This window comes from Streptomyces sp. NPDC096323 (genome assembly GCF_040302845.1).
Lineage (GTDB): Bacteria > Actinomycetota > Actinomycetes > Streptomycetales > Streptomycetaceae > Streptomyces.
This window is the reverse complement of sequence record NZ_JBEOSI010000004.1, coordinates 281,599-299,956: the sequence shown is the minus strand read 5'-3', so window position 1 is coordinate 299,956 and position 18,358 is coordinate 281,599. Positions and strand designations below refer to the sequence as shown.

Genomic DNA, 18,358 nt, shown 5'->3' with positions numbered 1-18,358 from the left:
GCTGCGGTTGGTGGCGGTGAAGGCCAGCATGCTTACAGCTGCACGTTGGGGCGACGCGCATGCTCGCTGCCCGAGTGCGCCGAACGGCAGACGCACTGATGGCACCGAGCCGATACTGGGTCTTATGCTGCGAGGGGGGACCCGTTGGAAACGTTTGAGTTGAGCCGCCTGACAGACTTCGACTTCGAGGCGGTCTGTAAAGACGTATTCGAGGAGGAGTTTGGAGTCAGCCTCGAGATCTTCACCTCGGGTGCAGACGGTGGCGTAGATCTGAGGCACACCGAACCCGACGGCACGTCACTAGTAATTCAGTGCAAGCACTGGCATAGATCCACTCGCGCCAAACTGGTGGAGTATGTGACCAAGGTTGAGGCCGCTAAGGTGGCGCGCCTTAACCCCGCGAGGTACGTGTTGGCCACATCGCTAACGCTCACCAAGGGGGCTAAGGATAAGCTATTTACTGCCCTACAGCCGTATGCGCTGTCTCCAAATGATATTTATGGCAAGGATGAGATAGACGCGTTGCTGCGTAAGCACGGGCACGTTGTGCGTAGACACCTTCGCCTGTGGCTAACAAGTGCATCCGTCTTGAACGCACTGCTAGCCAAAAACATTGTTACCCGATCACAGGCGTTGGTTCGCGATCTGGAGCAAACTCTTCTCACGTACGCTGAAAACCCAAGCTACACCAAGGCATTGGATATTCTGGAGAGGCGTCGAGTCTGCGTGATTGCAGGCATACCGGGAATAGGAAAGACCACCCTCGCCCACATCTTGTGCGCGCAATACCTCAAAGATGGATATGAGCTAGTTGAAATATCGGAGGACGCGGAAGAGGCGAACAAAATTTGGGACGATGATACAAAGCAAGTTTACTATTATGATGATTTCTTGGGTCAGACCACACTTCAGGAGAAACTTGGGAAGAACGAGGACGGACGTCTGCTGTCGCTAATGGGCAGAGTTGCGCGTGATCCGAGCAAGAGACTCATCCTGACGACGCGAGAATACATCTTGGCTCAGGCTAAACAGCGGTACGAAAAGCTAGACAGGCACTCGTTTGACACGCATACATGCGTTCTCGATCTGACGGACTACACCTTCCAGTGTCGAGCATCCATCCTTTATAACCATGTCTATAGTTCCTCGCTGCCTGCGAGCGTCAAGGAGCTGTTTGCGGTTCCAAGTGTGTACAGACCCATCGTCGAGCATCGCAACTTCAATCCGCGAATAGTGGCGGCGACGCTGGCGGAGGCGGATTTGCTTTCCGTTCAGCCTGAGATGGCACCTAACAACATTCTCGCCAACTTGGAGGATCCGCAGCGACTCTGGGCCCACATCGTTTCACATCAGCTCGGCGATACTGATGTGAAACTACTAAAAGTGATACTTTCATTCCTATCCAGTGTTCGCCTCAAGGACTTGCAGAACCTGTGGAGGGTGTATGGGGAGTCCATTCGAGACCTTAAGAATGCGCTGAGCATCCTGGACGGAACTATGTTGAAAACGTCAAAAGAGTTTGGAGAAATCGTTGTAGGTTTCCATAACCCCTCAGTGCGTGATTATTTCGTCAAATTGATCGAATCTGACGTAACGGAGCTGCTCTCGCTGATTAGGCTCGTAAGATATTACGATCAATTTGAGACGCTGTGGCTACAATTCCCGGCCAGGAGTAACGGGCCGATGCTGCCAACGTACAAAGAGTGCAAGAGTGAGTTGGAAACTGCTGCGGCTGCCGCCTTTCGTTCTCTGCCGTTCAAGGCTTATAGGCGCCGAGGTGCGCCAGTAATTGACTTCGCCCGTCGGGCCTGGGTGTACTTGGAGATGGGGCGTGATATTGAATCTTCGATGATTCGCCGCATGGGATTCGAGGCGGTCGCCGAGGATGGGCAGAGATTGACCGCAGAGGACGGAGCGGTGGATTATGAGGCGCTGCTTCAGATTCTTGTGGATGACAATACTGCGGAAGGTCGCAAGGCGTTCGCTCAGGTGGTTAGCTCAGCGATCGACTGGGCTTTGGCGGACGTCAGTGACTGGGCTTTAATTAAAAAGGCCGATGAAGTTTTGCGGTCCACCCAGCACTACGCGCCCGGAGTGGAAGTGGAGGCGGCGCTAGAGAGGCTTGAGTCAGTACGTCAGGAATATGCCCAAGCTGCGATTGATGATTGGTCGCATCCTGATGGTCCCAATTCCTCTGCTGCCGAAATGAAGGAGATTGTCGATTATTACAGCGCCGAGCAGGATGCTCCTCACTTTGCTGGTTTCGAGACAGCCGCGGAGGCTGTCTATGGGATCGATTGGGAGCATCTCGAGGTTTTCAGTAGCGGCCGGGCGAAGCAGGTGCTTGACCGGAGTTGGGTATCGGCGCGGGAGGTCGAGCACATGATGGGAACGCTTCGAAACGAGAGTAGTCAAGGTATGGACGTGCGAGATTGATCGCAGGGGCCTTTCCGGGCTCGAACGGGCAGAGTCAGTCGAGTGGTTGAGAGCGCATTGAACTGCGAGTTGAGCAGTCGTGGGACCCTTGGGGCGAGCGATGGAGCGACGCGAGAGGAGTCGGAGTTGCCGACGCTCGCCGAGCTGCAGTGATGGCGACGCACAACGTTTCATGCGGCGTCACGATTCGCGCGTTCAAGGTGCTTATGGAAAAGGGGAGGGCGGGGCCACCAGTAGGCAGCCGATGGAAAGTGGTGCGTTCACATGAGCGCCAGGACCGCTGGCCGCTGGCCGTACGGAGCATGGACATTTTTCGTGCGGACAAGTTGAACTCAAGAGCTGTACATGACCGCTGTTGTCCGCTCCGCTGGGCACGGATGGGGCACGGGTAGCCCCGCAACGGAACTGCCAAGTTGCGCGTGGACAGCCAGCACAGCCTTGACTCCCTCGCCGAAGTGCCCGAGCCGTCCGCATGCCCGCCGTGATTCTGCCATTCCTACGGAAAATATCCGGAGCCGCGCCGTCTACGTGTTCCCATAGACCCTCCCCGAGTTGCCCCAGCGAGGCACCATCCAACATGCCACTGACAACACCTGGCTACGCTTTCACTCACCCTCGAATGGTGGGCGCTTCTCGATCCAGGGTGTTGCCTCTTAGGTACTCTGCGGCTCTACTGCAAAGCTCGGCGGAGTCTCGGAGGTGGCCTATAGCCGTATTGCAGCTGTGACAAAGCAGACCACGTATGCAATTGCCGCACGATTTCATTTGTTGCGGGCAGCATTCGTGGTCGTGATCGACCGCGAGGGAACGTCCGCCAGCATTAGTGAGGCGGCAAATTTTGCAAACACCCCCTTGACTTTCAAGAAGTTTTTCGTATTCCAAAGAAGTTATATTGAATCGCGCAAGACCGGCACACTTCATGCAGCGATGGTCGATCTTGTCGCTGGTTCCGTTGTTCACGCCGAAGGAAGGAGGTGGCAGATAGCGCATGCATGCTGTGCACCACCGCTTTCCTGTCTCTACATCAGTTCGTTTTTCCGCGGAGGTCTTCCAGGATGCCGCAGCTCGCCACCTAGGGGCAGGAGTCATGCTTTTCCCATCTCGCAACTGCCTCGCATGGTACTGGCAGAATTTCTTGGCGTAATGCTCTCGCGAACAGTCAGGAAAAGCGCATCCTAGTCTCCTTTTGCGATCCGTGAGAGGCGTCAGATCCTTTCCTGCGGCGAACTGCTGCCGATGCCCGCTACAGTAGCCGTATGCGCTGATCTGCCGGCGGCAGCCTTCAAATTTGCATCCGTCGACCATGCTTAGATTGCCCCCCGCTCCGCTAATGCCTGGGTTCGATCCAGGCGACTATTTGGTGGCGTGTTCCACATCAGTCGGCTTCGGGGTCGGTGGCATGCATGTCGTCTCGGATCTCGTCGCATCGTTCTTGCAACTCCCGCAACAGCGAAACCATCAGCATGATTGCGACGATGGCGTGTCCCTGACTGAGATGCCCGAGCGAGATGCTGTGGACCAAAGCATGCCGGGAGAGCTGCTCGGGGACGTCGTGGCCCTTGTCAGCCCAGTACTGCGTGTAGAGCGGAAACAGCGGGCTCAGCGCAGTTTGGCCCTGAGGGAACCAGTCGTCGTTGGAAACTATCGCCTCAGCAGCCCCCTGTAGGCCCTTATGCTTCTTGCTTCGGTCTACCCGACTTACTTGATGAGCCAGTTCCTCAACCGCCAGCAGCGCCATGCAGGCGGCAGCCTCCGGATGACCATCGCGCCAAGCAGCAACGATCTTGGCGGCCATCTCCGGGGCATCGCCTAGCCACTCGTCGTCGCAGTACGCGGCCATCTCCTCGCAGAGGGCTCGGATCTCGTCTTCGTGGTTCACGAGCACTCGCAGCCGCGCATCGTGGTCTCCAGCGTCCAGTAGGAGTCGCAGTACGCGAGCCGGCGGGACCCATGAGACGGGTATGCCGCTACTCTTTGCCAACTTGTGGAGGTCCTCCGGGGTGGCGCCTGCACCCCACCAGTTGGGCCTGCGGCCTGCCAAATACAGGCCCGGCATCGGACGGAAGCCGTCTCGGGTCATGTCATAGCTGTCCCATGCTGGCTGCGCTGCCCGGATGTTCTTCCACGTGGCGAAGAACGGGCGGGACGGCTTCTGATCCTGGGGTGGATCCTGCTGCTCGGTCATGTCCACATCTTTCCGCTACAAGGTGACGGTGTCCGCCGAATTTGCGAGCGCAGTGATTAGTTACCGACCTGATGGATGGTTGGACTGGAGGCCGCAGTGGTGGGCAAGCGGAATACTGCCGGCAGACAGGGGCATAACCAAGATCGTCAGTCCGTGAGGAGCTTTCGTGTGCTTGTCCACTCGGCTGGCATCGATCTGTCCAGCCGCGTCCTTTAACACCCGTCCTGCCTCCTCGCAGGTCACGGCCGTCGTCCATGCCGTCATCGCCGCCGGACTCGCCACCTGATCAAGATGGAAAGGGCTCAGTAGGAAAGTTCAACCGCGCTGGGATCGGGCTTGCGTGGCTCGTGCTCGACCATGGCCGTCGACCGCTGAGGGGCGCAGCCGACGGCCATGGTCGGCGGTTGTCAGGTCGATGCGGCGGCCTCGCGCCCCCTACGAGTACGACGATGAAGGATCTCGTCGAAGGTGGCGCGGGCGCCCGTGGGGTCGATGTAGTGCATCGCCAGGAGGGCTGCGATGACGGCGCCGACGAGGTCGTTCTGGACCTCGGACCAGGTGTGGTCGTCTGCGCAGGTGGTGAGGCCCTTCAGGCCGTGGAGGGCGTGCATCGCCTCGCCGGCTTCCTCCGCGACCTTGCCGACCTGGAGGGCTTTGAGCTCCTCGTCGGGCAGGTGGGCGCCGGCCGCTCGGCAGACGGCGGAGAGCTTCTCGATGTTGTCCCACAGGGTGTCCACGGCGGACCTCCGATTTGATGGGTTCGGTTATTCCTGTGCGGGGCGTCCGAGCTGGCGTACGGTCCATCCGGCCATGCGCCAGGCGTCGGCGTCGATGAGGTTGCGGAGGTCGACGAGGACCGGGTCCGCGACCAGTGGGGCGAGGGCCTTGGGGTCGGCCTCTCGGAAGTGGGGCCACTCGGTGGCCAGGACGATCAGTTGGGCGCCTTGGACGGAGTCGTCGAGGGCTTCGGCGTAGTCGAGCTCCGGGTGCCGGCGCAGTGCCGTGGGCACGGCGTGCGGGTCGTGGACGGTGACGGTCGCGCCGCGCTGGTGCATGAGGGCGGCGACCGCGAGGGCCGGAGATTCACGGACGTCGTCGGTGCCTGCCTTGAAGGAGGCGCCCCAGACGGTGACGCGTACACCGTCGACGGAGCGGCCGAGAGTCTGCTCGATGAGCTTCAGCGCAGCGGTGGGGCGGGATTCATTGACCTCCTCCGCCGCGCGCAGCATGGTCGCTGCCTCGGTGGCACCTAGGGTGCTGGCTGAGGCTGTGAAGGCGCGGACGTCCTTCGGGAGGCAGCCGCCTCCGTAGCCGGGTCCGGCGTTGAGGCCGCCGCGGCCGATGCGCGGGTCGAGGCCGATGGCCTCGGTGAGCTGCTGGACGTCGGCTCCGGCGGCGGTGCACATGTCGGCGACGCCGTTGATGAAGGAGATCTTCATGCCGAGGTAGGCGTTGGCGGCGCCCTTGATGAGTTCGGCGGTGGCGGGGTCGGTGACGAACAGCGGGATCCCGTTCGCCAGGAGAGGTGCGTAAACCTGGCGTACCGCGTCCTCTGCGCGGGCCGAGGGGACGCCTACGACGATCCGGTCGGGTCGCAGGGTGTCGTCGATGGCGTGGCCCTCGCGGAGGAACTCCGGGTTCCAGACGACCTCCACGTCTTCACCCGCCGGGGAGAGGCGCGCGAGGAGTGCGCCGAGGTCGCGGGAGGTGCCTACGGTGACCGTGGACTTGCCGATGATCACGGTCGGGCGGGTGAGGTGCGGGGCCAGGGCGCGGGCGGCGCCGAAGACCTGGCCGGTGTCGTAGCTCCGTCCGTCCGCGTCGATGGGCGTGCCCACGGCGAGGAAGTGGACGTCGGCGAACTCCGCCGCCGCGGTGAGGCTGGTGGTGAACCGCAGTCGCCCGGATGCGGTGTGGGTGGCGAGGAGTTCCGGGAGGCCCTCCTCGTAGATGGGGCACTCGCCGGCGTTGAGGCGGTCGATCTTCGCCTGGTCCAGGTCCACGCCGATGACCTCGTGGCCGATCTCGGCCATGGCAGCGGCGTGGGGGATGCCCAGGTGACCGCAGCCGATGACGGATACGCGCATGGGTCGACGCTCCTTTCCTTGCCTTTCGACCGCCCGAGGAGTCCGGGCCGGCCGGGGTGCGTCACGCTAGCGCCACCACCCGGCGCGGCCCTCTTCGTGCAGGTGAATCAACCAGCCTGCTGCTTCAGGAGATTGACGAGTGCGGGCAGCGCCTCAGCGGCGGTTGCCCGGCACACCAGGTCACCGTCCTGGGGCCCCTCCAGCGGGTACGGCATGAACTGGCCGTCGTGCCAGAAGCCCTCCGGGTCCAGGTAGACGATCTGCATGCCGCGAGCACGGGCGCGAGCCTGGACCTTGCGTCGGTCGGCGTGCAGGCCGACGACGAGGAGGGCCTTGGCGCCGTCGACCCACTCGACGTCAGGTACGGCCTGGTCGTAGCGGCGCATGAAGCACTCGTCGAGTCCGGCGCGAGCGGCGAGCACGTCGAAGTTGTTGGTGATGACCGGACCGACGAGGTGCCCGGCGTCCTTCAGTTCCTTCAGCGCCCACATGGCCGGAGTCGGCTCGGCCAGAAAGCAGGCACGGAACATCTCCACGAATTCCGCGGTCTTCTCCTCCGGCTCCGTCAGCACCTCATGGAGGAGCGTGTCCGCTGTCGGGGAGAGAGTGAAGCGATGCTCACGCGGCTCGTGGCCCTGGCGGTCGGTGACCCGGTAGATCTCGTGGAGCCGGTGCAGGGGCGGGATACCCGCCTCGACCGACGTACCGCATCCGATCTCCACCTGGAACGGCCGCAAGTCCACGAGGACGGACAGGTCCGGCACGCGGGTCGGCGTGCCGGGGCGGTCCTTGAACCGGATTCCGGTAGAGAGTACGTTCCACGGCAGTTGCCGGACAGCGGGCGGCGGCGCGTAGGACACAGAGGCGATCTGCACGTCCAGGCTCCGGTAGCCGGCTGGGAGGGTGCGGCCCGCAGCGGCGTCCTGGGGGTGGACGTCGTGCTCGGTGATCCGGCACTTCAGATCCCGCCGTGTCCATAAGAATCCACCGGGAGCCTCCGTCCAGCCGCCAGTGGCGAGCGAATCCCGCAGGGCGTCGTGGTGCGCGTCGATCTCCTCGGCCAGGGCGGATGCGGAGTGATAGAGGTACAGGTCGGTCAAGCCGATAGCCGGCGCAGCCGTCGTGGGCACCAGGCCGTACCGGTAGCGGTAGTGGATGATCCGCCGCCGTGCGTCGTCGGAGGCCGCCCAGCCGGACTGGCCGGCGGTGGCCTTCTCCTGGGTGCGGCGCCAGATGCCTTCCTCGATGTAGCGGGGGCGGTCGGCGTCGCCGAAGTACGTCTTCCAGACCTGCTGCTGGTCGGGGACGAGCTGGTCGATGACGATGTACGGGATGTCCATGATCCCTCCCTGGGGAATCACGCGTGGATGTTCCAGATGGCTGACGAGGGGCCGGTCGTCCCGCTCCGTGCAGCCGAAGCCGCGCTGAGCGGGGCGGTTCTTCAGCGCCGCTCGACGAGAGAGCAGCGTGGGAGGCTCCGGCGGTCGAGCGCGGGCAGACGGCGGCGGTGCCGGGAGCGGCCTCAGCGGTCGGAGGGCAGACCGGCGTCCGGTGCGACGACGGTGGGCGGCTGGCCTGCTCCTTCAATGAGGGGGCCAGCGTGCTCACGCAGTGCCCAGGCCGGGCCGACCAGGCCGGCGACGGCCAGGAACGTGAGCGCGATTCGACCTCCGTGGTCGGCCCGTGCGGTTCTGGACGCGGCGATTCGGGCATGGCGGCGCCGCACCCCGGTCACGAGGTGCCGCCGAGGGCGCGTTCATGTGCATCCAAGAGGCGGCTGGTCTGCGCGTACAACCGCTCCAGCTCTGCCGTGGTGAGGATGAGGGCGCCATTGAGGGTCGAGCCGTCATCGAAGTGGAACTCGACGGGAACCGACCCTTGCCGGGCCCTCGGGTCGTAGACCGCGTCCCGGCCAGCCAGCAGCGTGGCGTGGGTGGCCTTCACCGGCACGGGCCTGAGCGTCGTCCCGTCGGCGGGCGCGGACCACTGGGTCCCGCCCCCGAGAGGGCGCAGGTGGTAGGTCGTGGCGGAGCCCTCACCGGGGAGAGCGACCACGACCCCCACACGGTCCTCGCGGGCGCTGTCGGTGGCGAGGTCGCCAAGCCGGGGAATGAAGGGAGCTGCGGTACCTAACCCGGATCCCTGCGAGGGAAGGTGGGGAGAACGTCGTCGCGTCATGCCCTGAAGTTAGGGACAGGGCAACCCTCGAATATGAGCCGGAGGAATACGACCCCTATCCGTCCAGGTGAAAGCGGTCGGACATGCGCCGCAGCTTCTCCCGCGTGGCTGCTCGCTCCGCGTAGACGATGCTGCGAAGCGTCGAACGGGCGATGGGGTGGTTCCGTACGAGCTGGGGCGCGATCCGCTCGGCTGTCTCCAACTCGGCCAGGGCCTTGCCCCGGTTCCCGTCCCACAGCCAGGCGCGCGCGACGTCCATGTGGTGGTGTCCCTGACGGGAGTTGGGCAGCGAACCCACCAGTCCCGGGCTGGTACGGCGGTTTATCTCCAGCGCCTTGCCCTGCTTGCCCATTTCCAGGGCCACGCTGATCGCGTGGATCTGCACGTTTCCGGCGGAGAACGTCAGCGAATGCCGGTCGTACACGGGTGCCCCGACATAAGCGTCCATGCGCTCGGCAGCAGCCTTCGCGTGTCCGATCCGGTCCTCGGCCTCCGAGGCGCGGCCGGCTCGGGCGGCGGAGACCGCAGCCCTTAGCTGCAGCGTGCCCCAGGCCCGCACGGCCAGCGGCTCACCACGGTGGTACTCCTGCTCCACCGAGGTGATTGCCTTGTCCGAGAGCGTCAGAGCGTCGGCCCAGTCAGCCGTTGCCCACATGTCCCAGACCCTCATCCAATCGGCGACGGCGGGCAGCACCGGATCTCCCGACAACCTGGCTGACCAGGCGGCCCGCTCGCAGGCCATGGCGACCAGTTCGGGGTGCCCGAGGGAGTGGGCTGCGGTGTGTGCGAACTTGCAGCACACGGCGTAGATGGCATATGCCTCCTCCCGCTCGTGCCCCTCCGACTCCTCAGCCAGGGCGCGCGCCTCGCGGAACAGGTCCGGGAGAACGCGGAGAATTGCCACGTTGGAAGCGGTGTCCCGCAGGCGGTGCAGCCGGGTCACCTCACGCCACAGCTGTGCTGCGGGCCGCGGAGCCCCGTCGAAGACGGGGACGAGGTCGTAGCGGCGCAGCTCGCGCAGGATCGACGAGGCGGCAACCTGCCACTGGTTGTCGTCTGGGGAGCTGCTGTACGGCCGCCCGATCAGGTCGTTCGGGTGGACGTGCAGCTCCGCGGCCACCTGGTTAAGCAGCCCGACCCGGTCCAGCTCGATCAGGCCACGTTCCATCTTCGACACCCAGCCCTGCGACTTCCCCAGGGCCGTCGCCAGGTCGGCCTGCGGCATGCCCAACCGCAGCCTCGCCCGGCGGACGCGCTTGCCGATCTCCTCGGCTTCCTCCAGCATCAGGACACCTCCCGGCCGCCGGACGATCCGGCGCGATCGCCGGTCTGTCCGTACAGAGTTCGTCTCCAGCACGGTACCCATGACGCGGCTTGCCCGTGAGTCCCGCTGTCGGGACAGGGATGCCACAGCCGCGTTCCCTGCTTCGCCATGAAGGGCCGACACGAGGCAGGGGCACGTCCGCCGCCGTTGCTGCTCCACGACAGTGGATCATGTTGATGAGGAACACCACGTCGCATTTCGCCGGAGGCAGCCAGTGACCGTCGTGACCGTCTTGCACCCGGGATCCATGGGGGCGGCGGTCATCGCCGAGTTAGTCGCCGGCGGCCATGAGGTGCTGTGGGTACCCAAGGAGCGCAGCGAGAACACGTGGCGCCGCGCGAGGGAGGCCCGCGCCACGCCTTGCGACTCGCTCGCGGCAGCGCTGTCCCGTAGCGCGGTCGTTCTCTCGGTCTGCCCACCGCAGGCGGCGGAGGACTTGGCAGCGGCCGTGGCTGCGCACGCCTTCGCGGGGGTGTACGTCGATGTCAATGCCATCAGTCCCCGGCGCGTGCAGCGCATCGCGGAGGAGATTCGCCCTGGCTCCGAGGTCGTCGACGGCGCTGTCTTCGGTCCACCGCCGGGTGAAGGGCGCAAGGCACGGCTCTATCTCGCAGGGGCCGGCCCCGCCGTCGACCTGGTGGAGCCGCTGTTCGCGAAGTCCTCGCTGGATGTGCTCCGGGCAGGCGAGGCCATCGGTTCCGCTTCCGCCCTGAAGATGGCCTTCGCCAGTTACCAGAAGGCCGCTCGTACTCTCGCAGGGGTCTCCCACGCGCTCGCACACGCTCATGGCGTCGGCGACCAGCTCACGGCTGAAGCCGAGATCATGGTCTCTGCGATCCTCTCCGATCCGGGATACCTGCCGAGCGTGGCTGCCAGGGCCTGGCGCTGGGCGCCCGAGATGGAAGAGGTCGCCGATACCCTCCGGGCGGCCGACCTGCCCGCCGACATGGCCGAGGCTACGGCTCGGGCCCTTTCGTTCTGGGAACAGGACAAGGACCAGTACGACTTGCCGGTCGCGCAAGTCCTCTCTCAGCTCCGGTCAGGAAGAACGACTTGACCCCGCTCCTGCTGAGGGTGCCCACCCAGGGTTGATCACCTCCGCCGAGGCCGAGAGGTAGCGGTGGGTGTGGCCGGTGCCGCAGGTTGCGGGAGAGCTACGGGGCGTAGGACGCTGCTGCGTGCCTGTGCGGCCTGAGCTTGCCGGCTTGGAGCGGGCCTCTGCGAGAGCCGTTGTACGCGCCAGGCCAGTGTGCGTGCTGGGGAGCGGGCGTCGTCGAGGGCGCGTTCGTCTGCCGCCTGCTGCAATAGCCGGCCGGGATCGTGGCCTGCAGTCTCCGCGGCGGCCAATGCGGTGGTCAGCGCATCGGTGGCGGGATCGGCGAGAACTTGGTCGGCATGTGCGGGGGCGGTCTGGCGGATGAGCTGGGCGTACCGGACTGCGACCTTCTGAGGCGGTCGATGCTGGCCGGCGGCAAGCAGGTGCCCGGATGAAGTTCGCTCGTAGGCGGCCTGGAGGTGGAGCAGAGTCTGGTGGGCGGCTGCGGTCTGCTGGTTGTGCTGTCGTTGGTCGTGCCAGCGGGCGGCGGCGATGACGGCCAGGAGTGCGGCATCGAGGAACATCGCCAGGAGAGCTCCGTCCTTGGGCGAGGGCTCGCGGAGTATGGCCTTCACAGCCCCGCGTAGCGCGCGGGCGTGGTGGTGTTCGGCATGGATACGTGAACGGGTTGCCCGTTCGAAGGCAGAGGCTGCCGCCCGGAGTTCACTACGGATGTCCGGTGGTGCGGTGAGAGCTACGGCGTCGAGTGCTTCGCCGAGGGCGGCAAGGTGGGCCTGGGCGGCTTCGGCGTTTGGCCGGCCGAGGTGGTGGGGGATGCGCTCTGTGGCTGCGGTGGCTTGGTGCCACGGATGCGGCCGTAGATGCCCGTTGGGGTTACCGGCAGGGATGTCTGCTGCGGTGAGACGGCTCTGGATCTTGGGGAGGGAGAGGTCCGGTGACAGCGTGGAGCCGGAGAACCACACCGGTTCTCCTTCGGTATTCGTGTCGTGCTCCAGGGCGACTTTGTATCCGCGTGGTTCTCCGGAGGGAAAGTGCAGGACCTTGACGAGGACGCCGTTGGTGCGGGTGAGCAGAGCGAGGAACTCCTCGGTGTTGGTGGCGGCAGCCGCTGCTGTGCGGACAAGGGTGCGCAGGCGTATGCGGGCGGGCTTGTCGTGGCCGGTGCGGCGGGCCTTCTCCTGCTCGGCGCGGGTGGGCCGTTTCGCGGCGGTGCGGTCTCCGCGTACGACTTGGAAGAGGCCGTATTCCTTCTCAATGGCTGCGAGTTCGCGGTCGGCGGTGAGGTAGTCGTTCCAGTGGCGTGCGGTGCGCAGGTCGCCTCGGATCTTGGTGGCGGCGATGTGGATGTGGTCGTCGGCATGCCGGACGGCGACCCATCGGCAGCCGTCCGGATCGTCTGTCGGTTCGATGCCGGTCGCTGTGACGACACGGCGGGCGATGTCCGCCCATTCGGCGTCGTCGAGGATGCGGTCGCCGGGTGCGGCGCGGACGGAGCAGTGCCACACGTACTGCTTCGGGGCCCGGCCGAGTCGCCTGGCCTGCTGGACGCGTAGGTCGAGGTCGGCCACGAGGAGCTTCTTCGTGGCGGCGGTGTCGTCGGTGCGGCCGGGGTCGGGTGCGAAGCCGTCCCAGGAGGCGACGAGGTGCGGGTCGGTGTGCTCGTTGGCCCGGCCGGGGCCGTAGAGGTAGCGGATGAGGCCGGCGGTGCTCTTGCCGCTGCTGATCTTCGCGATCACCGTGGCCCCTTTGTGGCGGCAACCTGATTGGTGGCTGCTGCGATGTGGCGGACGGCGGTGCCGGCCGTGTCGAGGAGGCGTTCCGCATGGTCGAGGAGTGCGGTGTCCCCAGGGTGTGGACGATCGCCGGAGTTGAGCTTCTTGGCGATCTGGTTGACGTTGTGGCCGATCTTGGCGACTTCACCTCGGAGGGCTGTGAGTTCGTCGATGTAGTCGTCGAGCTGGGTGCGCTGACCAGGCAGTGTGAGGTCTCCCTGGATGTGGGCCATGACGACGGCGCCGACGTAGTGGGCGGCGGCGATGTTCAGCGAGCGGGCCACGGTGAGGATCGCTGTTTTCTCGTCGGTGCTGTAGCGGACGTCCACGCGTTCCTTGCGCTGGGTCTCGTTGCGCTGACGGCGGCGGGCGACTCGGTGCAGTGCGGCGGCTTCGGCGGCACGCTGCGGCAGCACGGTGCGGGTGGTGGTGTCGACGGGCTTGTTCCGGTCGGGCGCCCCCTGGCGCCCGAGCTCCTCCGCCACCCCCGGGGCGGAGGCATCTGCGTTGGACCGGCCCGTGGACGGTCCAACGCCATACCTTGCTCCGCCTGATGCCGGGGTGGAGGTGGTCGGCTGCTGCGCCGGAAAGGGTTCGCGGACGGGCCTGTGCATGAGGGCTCCTGCAAGCGGTGGTGGAGGGAGAGGGCCCGGTCCTCCGGTGCTGATTCATGGGAGGAACGGGCTGGGGTGACGCGGGGGGCGAGGTTCAGTCGGTGCTTGTGGTGACGGCGTCGAGTTCGGCCTGCAGCAGGTCCTTGACCTTGTCCAGGCGGGCGCGTGACATGCCGAATCCGTTGTCCCGGATCGCCTTCTCGACGTTGCGGCGGGAAATGCTGCCGCTTCGTCCGAGGGGAGCCGTGCGGCCGATGGCCACGGCCTGTTCCAGGGAAACGCTCGACTGCTTGCCTCCCGGCTTACCGGGTTGCTGCGGCACATCGGTGTCCGTGTCCGTGGTGTGCGGCGGCGTGAGCTCGCCGATGGTGTGTTCCGCACCGGGTTCGTGGCGGTCGTCGCTGTTGTGGCGGTCGGTGGCTGTGGGGCGTCGGGCCACGAGGAGGTAGAAGTGGACGGCTCCGGCAAGGGCGAGCGGGGCGATGGCGGAGATGACCCCGACGGTGATGTTGTCGAGGGCGAGGTTGGTGTGGCGGGTCTGCTGGTTGAGGCGGACGGCGTGCAGGACGTTGGCCCAGATGCTTGTGGCGGTGGCGACGCCGACCAGGGCGGAGACGTAGAGGCGGGCGGACAGGGGTGCGGTCCGCAGGATGAGCAAGGCGCCGATCCCGATGGCGATGAACCCGTCGATGACGAGTGGGAAGGCATAGGTGAGCGCCCGGTGGATGTGGCTGGCGGCGGCCATCTGACGCAGCGCGTCGTAGGACAGTGCGAAGGCGGCCACGGCCAGCAGCGACACGCCCGTGCGGATCGCGGTGGCCAGTGGCAGCGGGGCAGACGGTGCCGTGGTGATGGCGGGGGAGGGCAAGGGAAATGCTCCAGAGTGCGGGTGCGGCTGAGGTGCCCCTGCGGGCGGGGGACCCGTCACGACTCGTCGCGTGCCTGGTCAGGGCCGGTACGAGTGCGGCGGTAGTGACGAGTTGACTCGTCACCGGACCGCGACTCGTCACCGCGCTGACCTGCGCGGGGACGGGTCGTGACGGGTCGTGCCGGGTCAGGCCCCGGTCGCCGTTTCGGGGGTGGGCTCGGGGCAGTAGCGGGCCCAGGAGTCGGCGAACTGCAGGCGGGTGAAGCCACGGGCCTGGACGTTGCCGTGGAAGCGGCGGGTGACCGAGCTGATGTCGTACTCCTTGAGCAGGAGTTGCAGGCCCCGAGGGGTCAGGCCGTGGGTGGTGTACTCCGCCCAGGGCATCTCGTCGTCCTGGTTGAGGATGTCGAGGAGTCGGCTGGTGCGAAGTGCCGACGGGTTGCCTTCGGTGGTGAAGGCGCGGCGGATGTCGGCCAGGAGGCGGATGCCCAGGCTGCTGCGGTCCTGGTCGTGCTCGGCTTCGTGCTTGGCCATGATCTGGCAGGCGGTGCGGGCGAGGTCCGGCCACGCTCCGCCGGCGAGATCGGCGACGCTCACCAGCGGCTGCCATGTGTCGGCCGCCCGGTCTTCGACCGGCATGGCCGGTGTCAGCTCCATCGCCTCGGAGTGCAGGGGAGTCAGCCAGGCGACGAGCCGGTCACGTAGCGCGTGGAGGGGCGGGGTGTCACGGAAGGTACGGAACTCCGCCACCTTCTCGCCCGGCCTGCGGCGCCGCATCCGGATGACGATCGACCGGTCCATGATCGTGTCCGGCAGGTCGCCGATGCCGGCGAGGGCCGCCATGGCGAAGGTGGGGAACTTCGATATTTCGTGGTTGGGTCCGGAGACCCGCAGGGTGGGACGGTTGCGCTGGTGCCCCGCGTTGAGCAGGCCACGCATCTCCTCGTTCTTCTCCGCGACCTTCGCGGAGCCGAAGAGCGTGTCGGCCTCGTCGACCAGCAGGGTGGGCGGCGTGGCGGTGATCGACCGGAACACCGCGGCGGCCGACGCGTTGACTGTGATCAGCGGATCGTGAACGCTCTCGGTGATCACGTCCAGCAGCCGCGACTTGCCGCACCGCTTCGCCGGCCCCACGACGGCCAGTCGCGGAGCGTGCTGCCACGCCGTCTGCAAGTGAGTAGCCGCAACCCACAGGGTCACGGCTGTGAATGCCTCCCCGCTCGGCAGTACGACGTAGCGGCGAATCTGCTCCCGCAGTTCCGCGAGCACCGCCTCGCCTTCGGACAGCGGAGCAGGTTCGGGCTCCTCTGCCGGCGGCGGTACGGGCTCGGCGGGGCGGCCGGGTATGGCGACCGGCGGCCATAGGGCGGCGGTGTTTCGAAGGGATGGCGTGCTCTGGGCGGGATCGTCCATACTGGACATGTAGCTCCTCCGCTTGCGGGCCAATGGGACGGCAATCCCGGCCTCGCAGGTCAGTCGTTCAGGGATGGGCGGCGTGAGGTTTGCGCTCTGAGCCCCTCGGTGTTGGGTCACCGGGGGGCTTTTTGTATGTCGGGGGCTGGTTGAAGGCATGCCTCAGCGGATCGGTGCGGTCTGCTGGGGTGCTTTACAGTACCACGAACTATGCGGATCGCATAGCGCTATGCGATCCGCAGAACTGATGCTAATCTTGTTCCATGCCGCACAACCGGCGGAACACGCAGCGAACGGGAGGAGGGGGCGATGCCGGACGACGAGGGAAACTCTGAGGGCGTGCTCCTCAGCGGAGAGGAGAACGCTGCTGTGCGGGTCAAACTGGAGCGCGAGAAACGCGGCTGGAGCACCACCACGCTGTCCGACCGCATGAACGACGTCGGCTTCGACATGAACCCGTCTGCGGTCTGGCGCATCGAGAACCGCAAGCGCCGGATCAACCTCGATGAGGCCATCGGCTTCGCCGAGATCTTCGGCATCCCGCTCAGCAACTTCGTCGGGCCGCCCAGCCTGGCGACCATGGGCCGTGCCATGGAGCTGATCGACAACGTCGTCGCCGCCTACAGAGCCTCCAACCGTGCCAACCACGAGGCGCGGAAGGCTCGCGACCAGCTCGACGCCTACCTTGCCGACCACCCGGACATCCGTCAGGAGGCTGACGTGATGGTCTCCAACGCCATCGCCACCGAGCTGATGAAGAGCAACGAAGAGTACGGGCCTGCCTCCGACGCATAGCGGCCCACTCCACCAGGCGCAGTGGGAACGCAAACCCCTGCTGTGACCGTCCAGCCCATCCCATCCCTGAACGACACGAGGCCAGGCGCGGGGTTGCCGCCCCATCCGCCGGCCGGAACCGGAGCACTCACTTGCGCCCTTCGGCGATACCGCACGCCCCCGCTCAGCACCCGCGACCGCAGGGGGAGGTGACCACAACCGACACCCTCCTCACCGTGGAGCAGGCCGCCGAACGCCTCGGCACCGGCGTGCGCTTCATCCGGCGACTCATCCAGGAGCGCCGCATCCGCTACGTCAAGCTCGGCAAGCCCGTACGGATCCCCGAGAGCGCCGTCGCCGCCTACATCGACGAGCGCACCGTTCCGACTCTCGGCGACGCGCGTTCCCGCTTCGGGAAGGCCGCCTGATGGCCGCCCGCAAGCCGCAGCGGCGGCGCGAATTCGGCACTGTTCGCCAACTCCCGTCGGGGCGGTGGCAGACGCGCTACTGGGCTCCGGACGGCAGCCGTCGCACCGCCCCGGAGACCTTCGAGACGCGTACCGAGGCCCAGACCTGGCTCACGCTCACCCAGGCCGACATCGAGCGCAAGCACTGGGTCGATCCCGACGCTGGGTCGATCAACTTCGAGGCGTACGCCATGAAATGGGTCGAGGAGCGCGGGCTCTCCGCCACCACGGAGGAGCTGTACCGAAGGCTCCTGCGCCTGCACCTGCTGCCCGCATTCGCCTCGGTGAACCTGGATGACATCACGCCGCCGGGCGTACGAACCTGGCGGGTCGAGCGGCTAGGGACTACCGGTGCGACGACCGTCGCCAAGTCCTACCGCCTCCTCAAGGCCATCATGGAGACGGCGGCCGACGACGAGCTGATCCGCCGCAACCCCTGCCGGATCAGGGGCGCCGGCAGCGAGAACGCCAAGGAACGCCCGACGGCCACTGTCGAACAGGTCGACGCGCTCGCTGACGCCATGGGACCGAGGTGGCGGCTGATGGTCTACTTCGGCGCCTACGGGCCCATGCGCCCAGAAGAACAGGCCGCCCTCCGGCGCCCCGACCTCACTCTCGAACCTCTCGCGGTCAAGGTCCGTGACGCCGCGCCCGAGCTGACCAGCGGCCGTCGCGTCGAGGGCGACACCAAGTCGGCCGCCGGAAGGCGAACCGTCTTCCTCCCGGCCTTCCTGTACATCGAGGTGAAGCGACACCTCGACTGGTACGCCGAGAAGGAACGCGACGGGCTCCTGTTCGTCGGTGAGAGGGGCGCCCCCTTCCGCCGGTCCACCTTCGGCCGCAAGTGGCGCAGGGCTCGGACCAAGGTCGGCCTCCCGGAGGGTTTCCGCTTCTACGACCTCCGGCACACCGGCCACACCCTGTCCACCCAGTCGGGCGCCACGCTCAAAGACACGATGGTCCGCGCCGGCCAGTCTTCGGAGAAGGCCGCCCTGATCTATCAGCACTCCGATGGTGAGCGGCAACGGGAGGTCGCCAGGGGTATCGATGCTCGCGTCCAGGCCGCCCGCCAGTGTCCGGCGCGCGGAGCCTGAATTGGCCGCAGGGGCGTGTGGCACCACACCACGCGCCCTTGCGGCCCGGGCGATAGATCTTGGAGGCGTGGAAGATTCGTCGAGAGTGC

Annotated in this window: 16 protein-coding genes; 5 read left to right on the top strand and 11 right to left on the bottom strand. The window is 66.0% G+C overall.

Going from position 1 to position 18,358, the window contains the following annotated elements; translation table 11 throughout:
* Nucleotides 1-144: 144 nt before the first annotated feature.
* Nucleotides 145-2,436: an nSTAND3 domain-containing NTPase gene (locus ABTX18_RS12680; RefSeq protein WP_352122729.1), complete on the top strand. Its 2,292-nt coding sequence runs from the start codon at nt 145-147 to the stop codon at nt 2,434-2,436.
* A 609-nt stretch (nt 2,437-3,045) separates the two neighbouring features.
* On the opposite strand, the gene ABTX18_RS12675 is transcribed toward ABTX18_RS12680, so the two are convergent.
* From ABTX18_RS12675 to ABTX18_RS12645, 7 genes are all read right to left on the bottom strand, one after another.
* Nucleotides 3,046-3,357, bottom strand: a complete 312-nt coding sequence (locus ABTX18_RS12675; RefSeq protein ID WP_175515524.1) for an endonuclease VII domain-containing protein — start codon at nt 3,355-3,357, stop codon at nt 3,046-3,048.
* A gap of 454 nt (nt 3,358-3,811) precedes the next feature.
* Nucleotides 3,812-4,621, bottom strand: coding sequence for a hypothetical protein (locus ABTX18_RS12670; RefSeq protein WP_352122728.1), 810 nt, complete (start codon nt 4,619-4,621; stop codon nt 3,812-3,814).
* A 407-nt stretch (nt 4,622-5,028) separates the two neighbouring features.
* A complete protein-coding gene (locus ABTX18_RS12665) occupies nt 5,029-5,358 on the bottom strand; it encodes a MazG-like family protein (RefSeq protein ID WP_352122727.1) in 330 nt (109 codons plus the stop codon).
* Between the two features lie 27 nt (nt 5,359-5,385).
* Nucleotides 5,386-6,708, bottom strand: a complete 1,323-nt coding sequence (locus ABTX18_RS12660; RefSeq protein ID WP_352122726.1) for a UDP-glucose dehydrogenase family protein — start codon at nt 6,706-6,708, stop codon at nt 5,386-5,388.
* Between the two features lie 107 nt (nt 6,709-6,815).
* Entirely contained in the window at nt 6,816-8,048 is a 1,233-nt protein-coding gene (locus ABTX18_RS12655; RefSeq protein WP_352122725.1) for an SIR2 family protein, read from the bottom strand.
* Between the two features lie 391 nt (nt 8,049-8,439).
* A complete protein-coding gene (locus ABTX18_RS12650) occupies nt 8,440-8,763 on the bottom strand; it encodes a hypothetical protein (protein WP_352122724.1) in 324 nt (107 codons plus the stop codon).
* Between the two features lie 178 nt (nt 8,764-8,941).
* On the bottom strand, nt 8,942-10,171 hold the full coding sequence (locus ABTX18_RS12645; protein WP_352122723.1) for a helix-turn-helix domain-containing protein: 1,230 nt from the start codon (nt 10,169-10,171) through the stop codon (nt 8,942-8,944).
* Nucleotides 10,172-10,424: 253 nt separating this feature from the next.
* Between ABTX18_RS12645 and ABTX18_RS12640 the strand changes: the two genes are divergently transcribed.
* Nucleotides 10,425-11,267, top strand: a complete 843-nt coding sequence (locus ABTX18_RS12640) for an NAD(P)-dependent oxidoreductase (protein WP_352122722.1) — start codon at nt 10,425-10,427, stop codon at nt 11,265-11,267.
* A gap of 35 nt (nt 11,268-11,302) precedes the next feature.
* Here ABTX18_RS12640 and ABTX18_RS12635 read toward each other — a convergent pair whose 3' ends face one another.
* The 4 genes from ABTX18_RS12635 to ABTX18_RS12620 all read right to left on the bottom strand — a co-directional run bounded on the left by ABTX18_RS12635 (nt 11,303) and on the right by ABTX18_RS12620 (nt 15,934).
* Nucleotides 11,303-13,003 carry a relaxase/mobilization nuclease domain-containing protein gene (locus ABTX18_RS12635; protein ID WP_352122721.1) on the bottom strand — a complete coding sequence of 567 codons (1,701 nt, stop codon included), beginning with the start codon at nt 13,001-13,003 and terminating at the stop codon, nt 11,303-11,305.
* Nucleotides 13,000-13,524 carry a plasmid mobilization relaxosome protein MobC gene (gene mobC / locus ABTX18_RS12630; RefSeq protein ID WP_352122720.1) on the bottom strand — a complete coding sequence of 175 codons (525 nt, stop codon included), beginning with the start codon at nt 13,522-13,524 and terminating at the stop codon, nt 13,000-13,002. The genes ABTX18_RS12635 and mobC overlap by 4 nt, the downstream gene beginning before the upstream one ends.
* 223 nt (nt 13,525-13,747) lie before the next feature.
* On the bottom strand, nt 13,748-14,521 hold the full coding sequence (locus tag ABTX18_RS12625; RefSeq protein WP_352122719.1) for a DUF2637 domain-containing protein: 774 nt from the start codon (nt 14,519-14,521) through the stop codon (nt 13,748-13,750).
* A 186-nt stretch (nt 14,522-14,707) separates the two neighbouring features.
* Nucleotides 14,708-15,934: a DUF3631 domain-containing protein gene (locus ABTX18_RS12620; protein WP_352123084.1), complete on the bottom strand. Its 1,227-nt coding sequence runs from the start codon at nt 15,932-15,934 to the stop codon at nt 14,708-14,710.
* Nucleotides 15,935-16,243: 309 nt separating this feature from the next.
* On the opposite strand from ABTX18_RS12620, the gene ABTX18_RS12615 reads away from it, so the two are divergent.
* The 3 genes from ABTX18_RS12615 to ABTX18_RS12605 all read left to right on the top strand — a co-directional run bounded on the left by ABTX18_RS12615 (nt 16,244) and on the right by ABTX18_RS12605 (nt 18,269).
* The gene (locus ABTX18_RS12615; protein WP_352122718.1) at nt 16,244-16,729 is read left to right on the top strand and encodes a helix-turn-helix domain-containing protein; all 486 of its coding nucleotides are present in this window, start codon (nt 16,244-16,246) and stop codon (nt 16,727-16,729) included.
* 188 nt (nt 16,730-16,917) lie between these two features.
* A complete protein-coding gene (locus ABTX18_RS12610) occupies nt 16,918-17,136 on the top strand; it encodes a helix-turn-helix domain-containing protein (RefSeq protein WP_352122717.1) in 219 nt (72 codons plus the stop codon).
* Nucleotides 17,136-18,269, top strand: a complete 1,134-nt coding sequence (locus tag ABTX18_RS12605) for a tyrosine-type recombinase/integrase (RefSeq protein WP_352122716.1) — start codon at nt 17,136-17,138, stop codon at nt 18,267-18,269. The genes ABTX18_RS12610 and ABTX18_RS12605 overlap by 1 nt, the downstream gene beginning before the upstream one ends.
* Nucleotides 18,270-18,358: the final 89 nt, after the last annotated feature.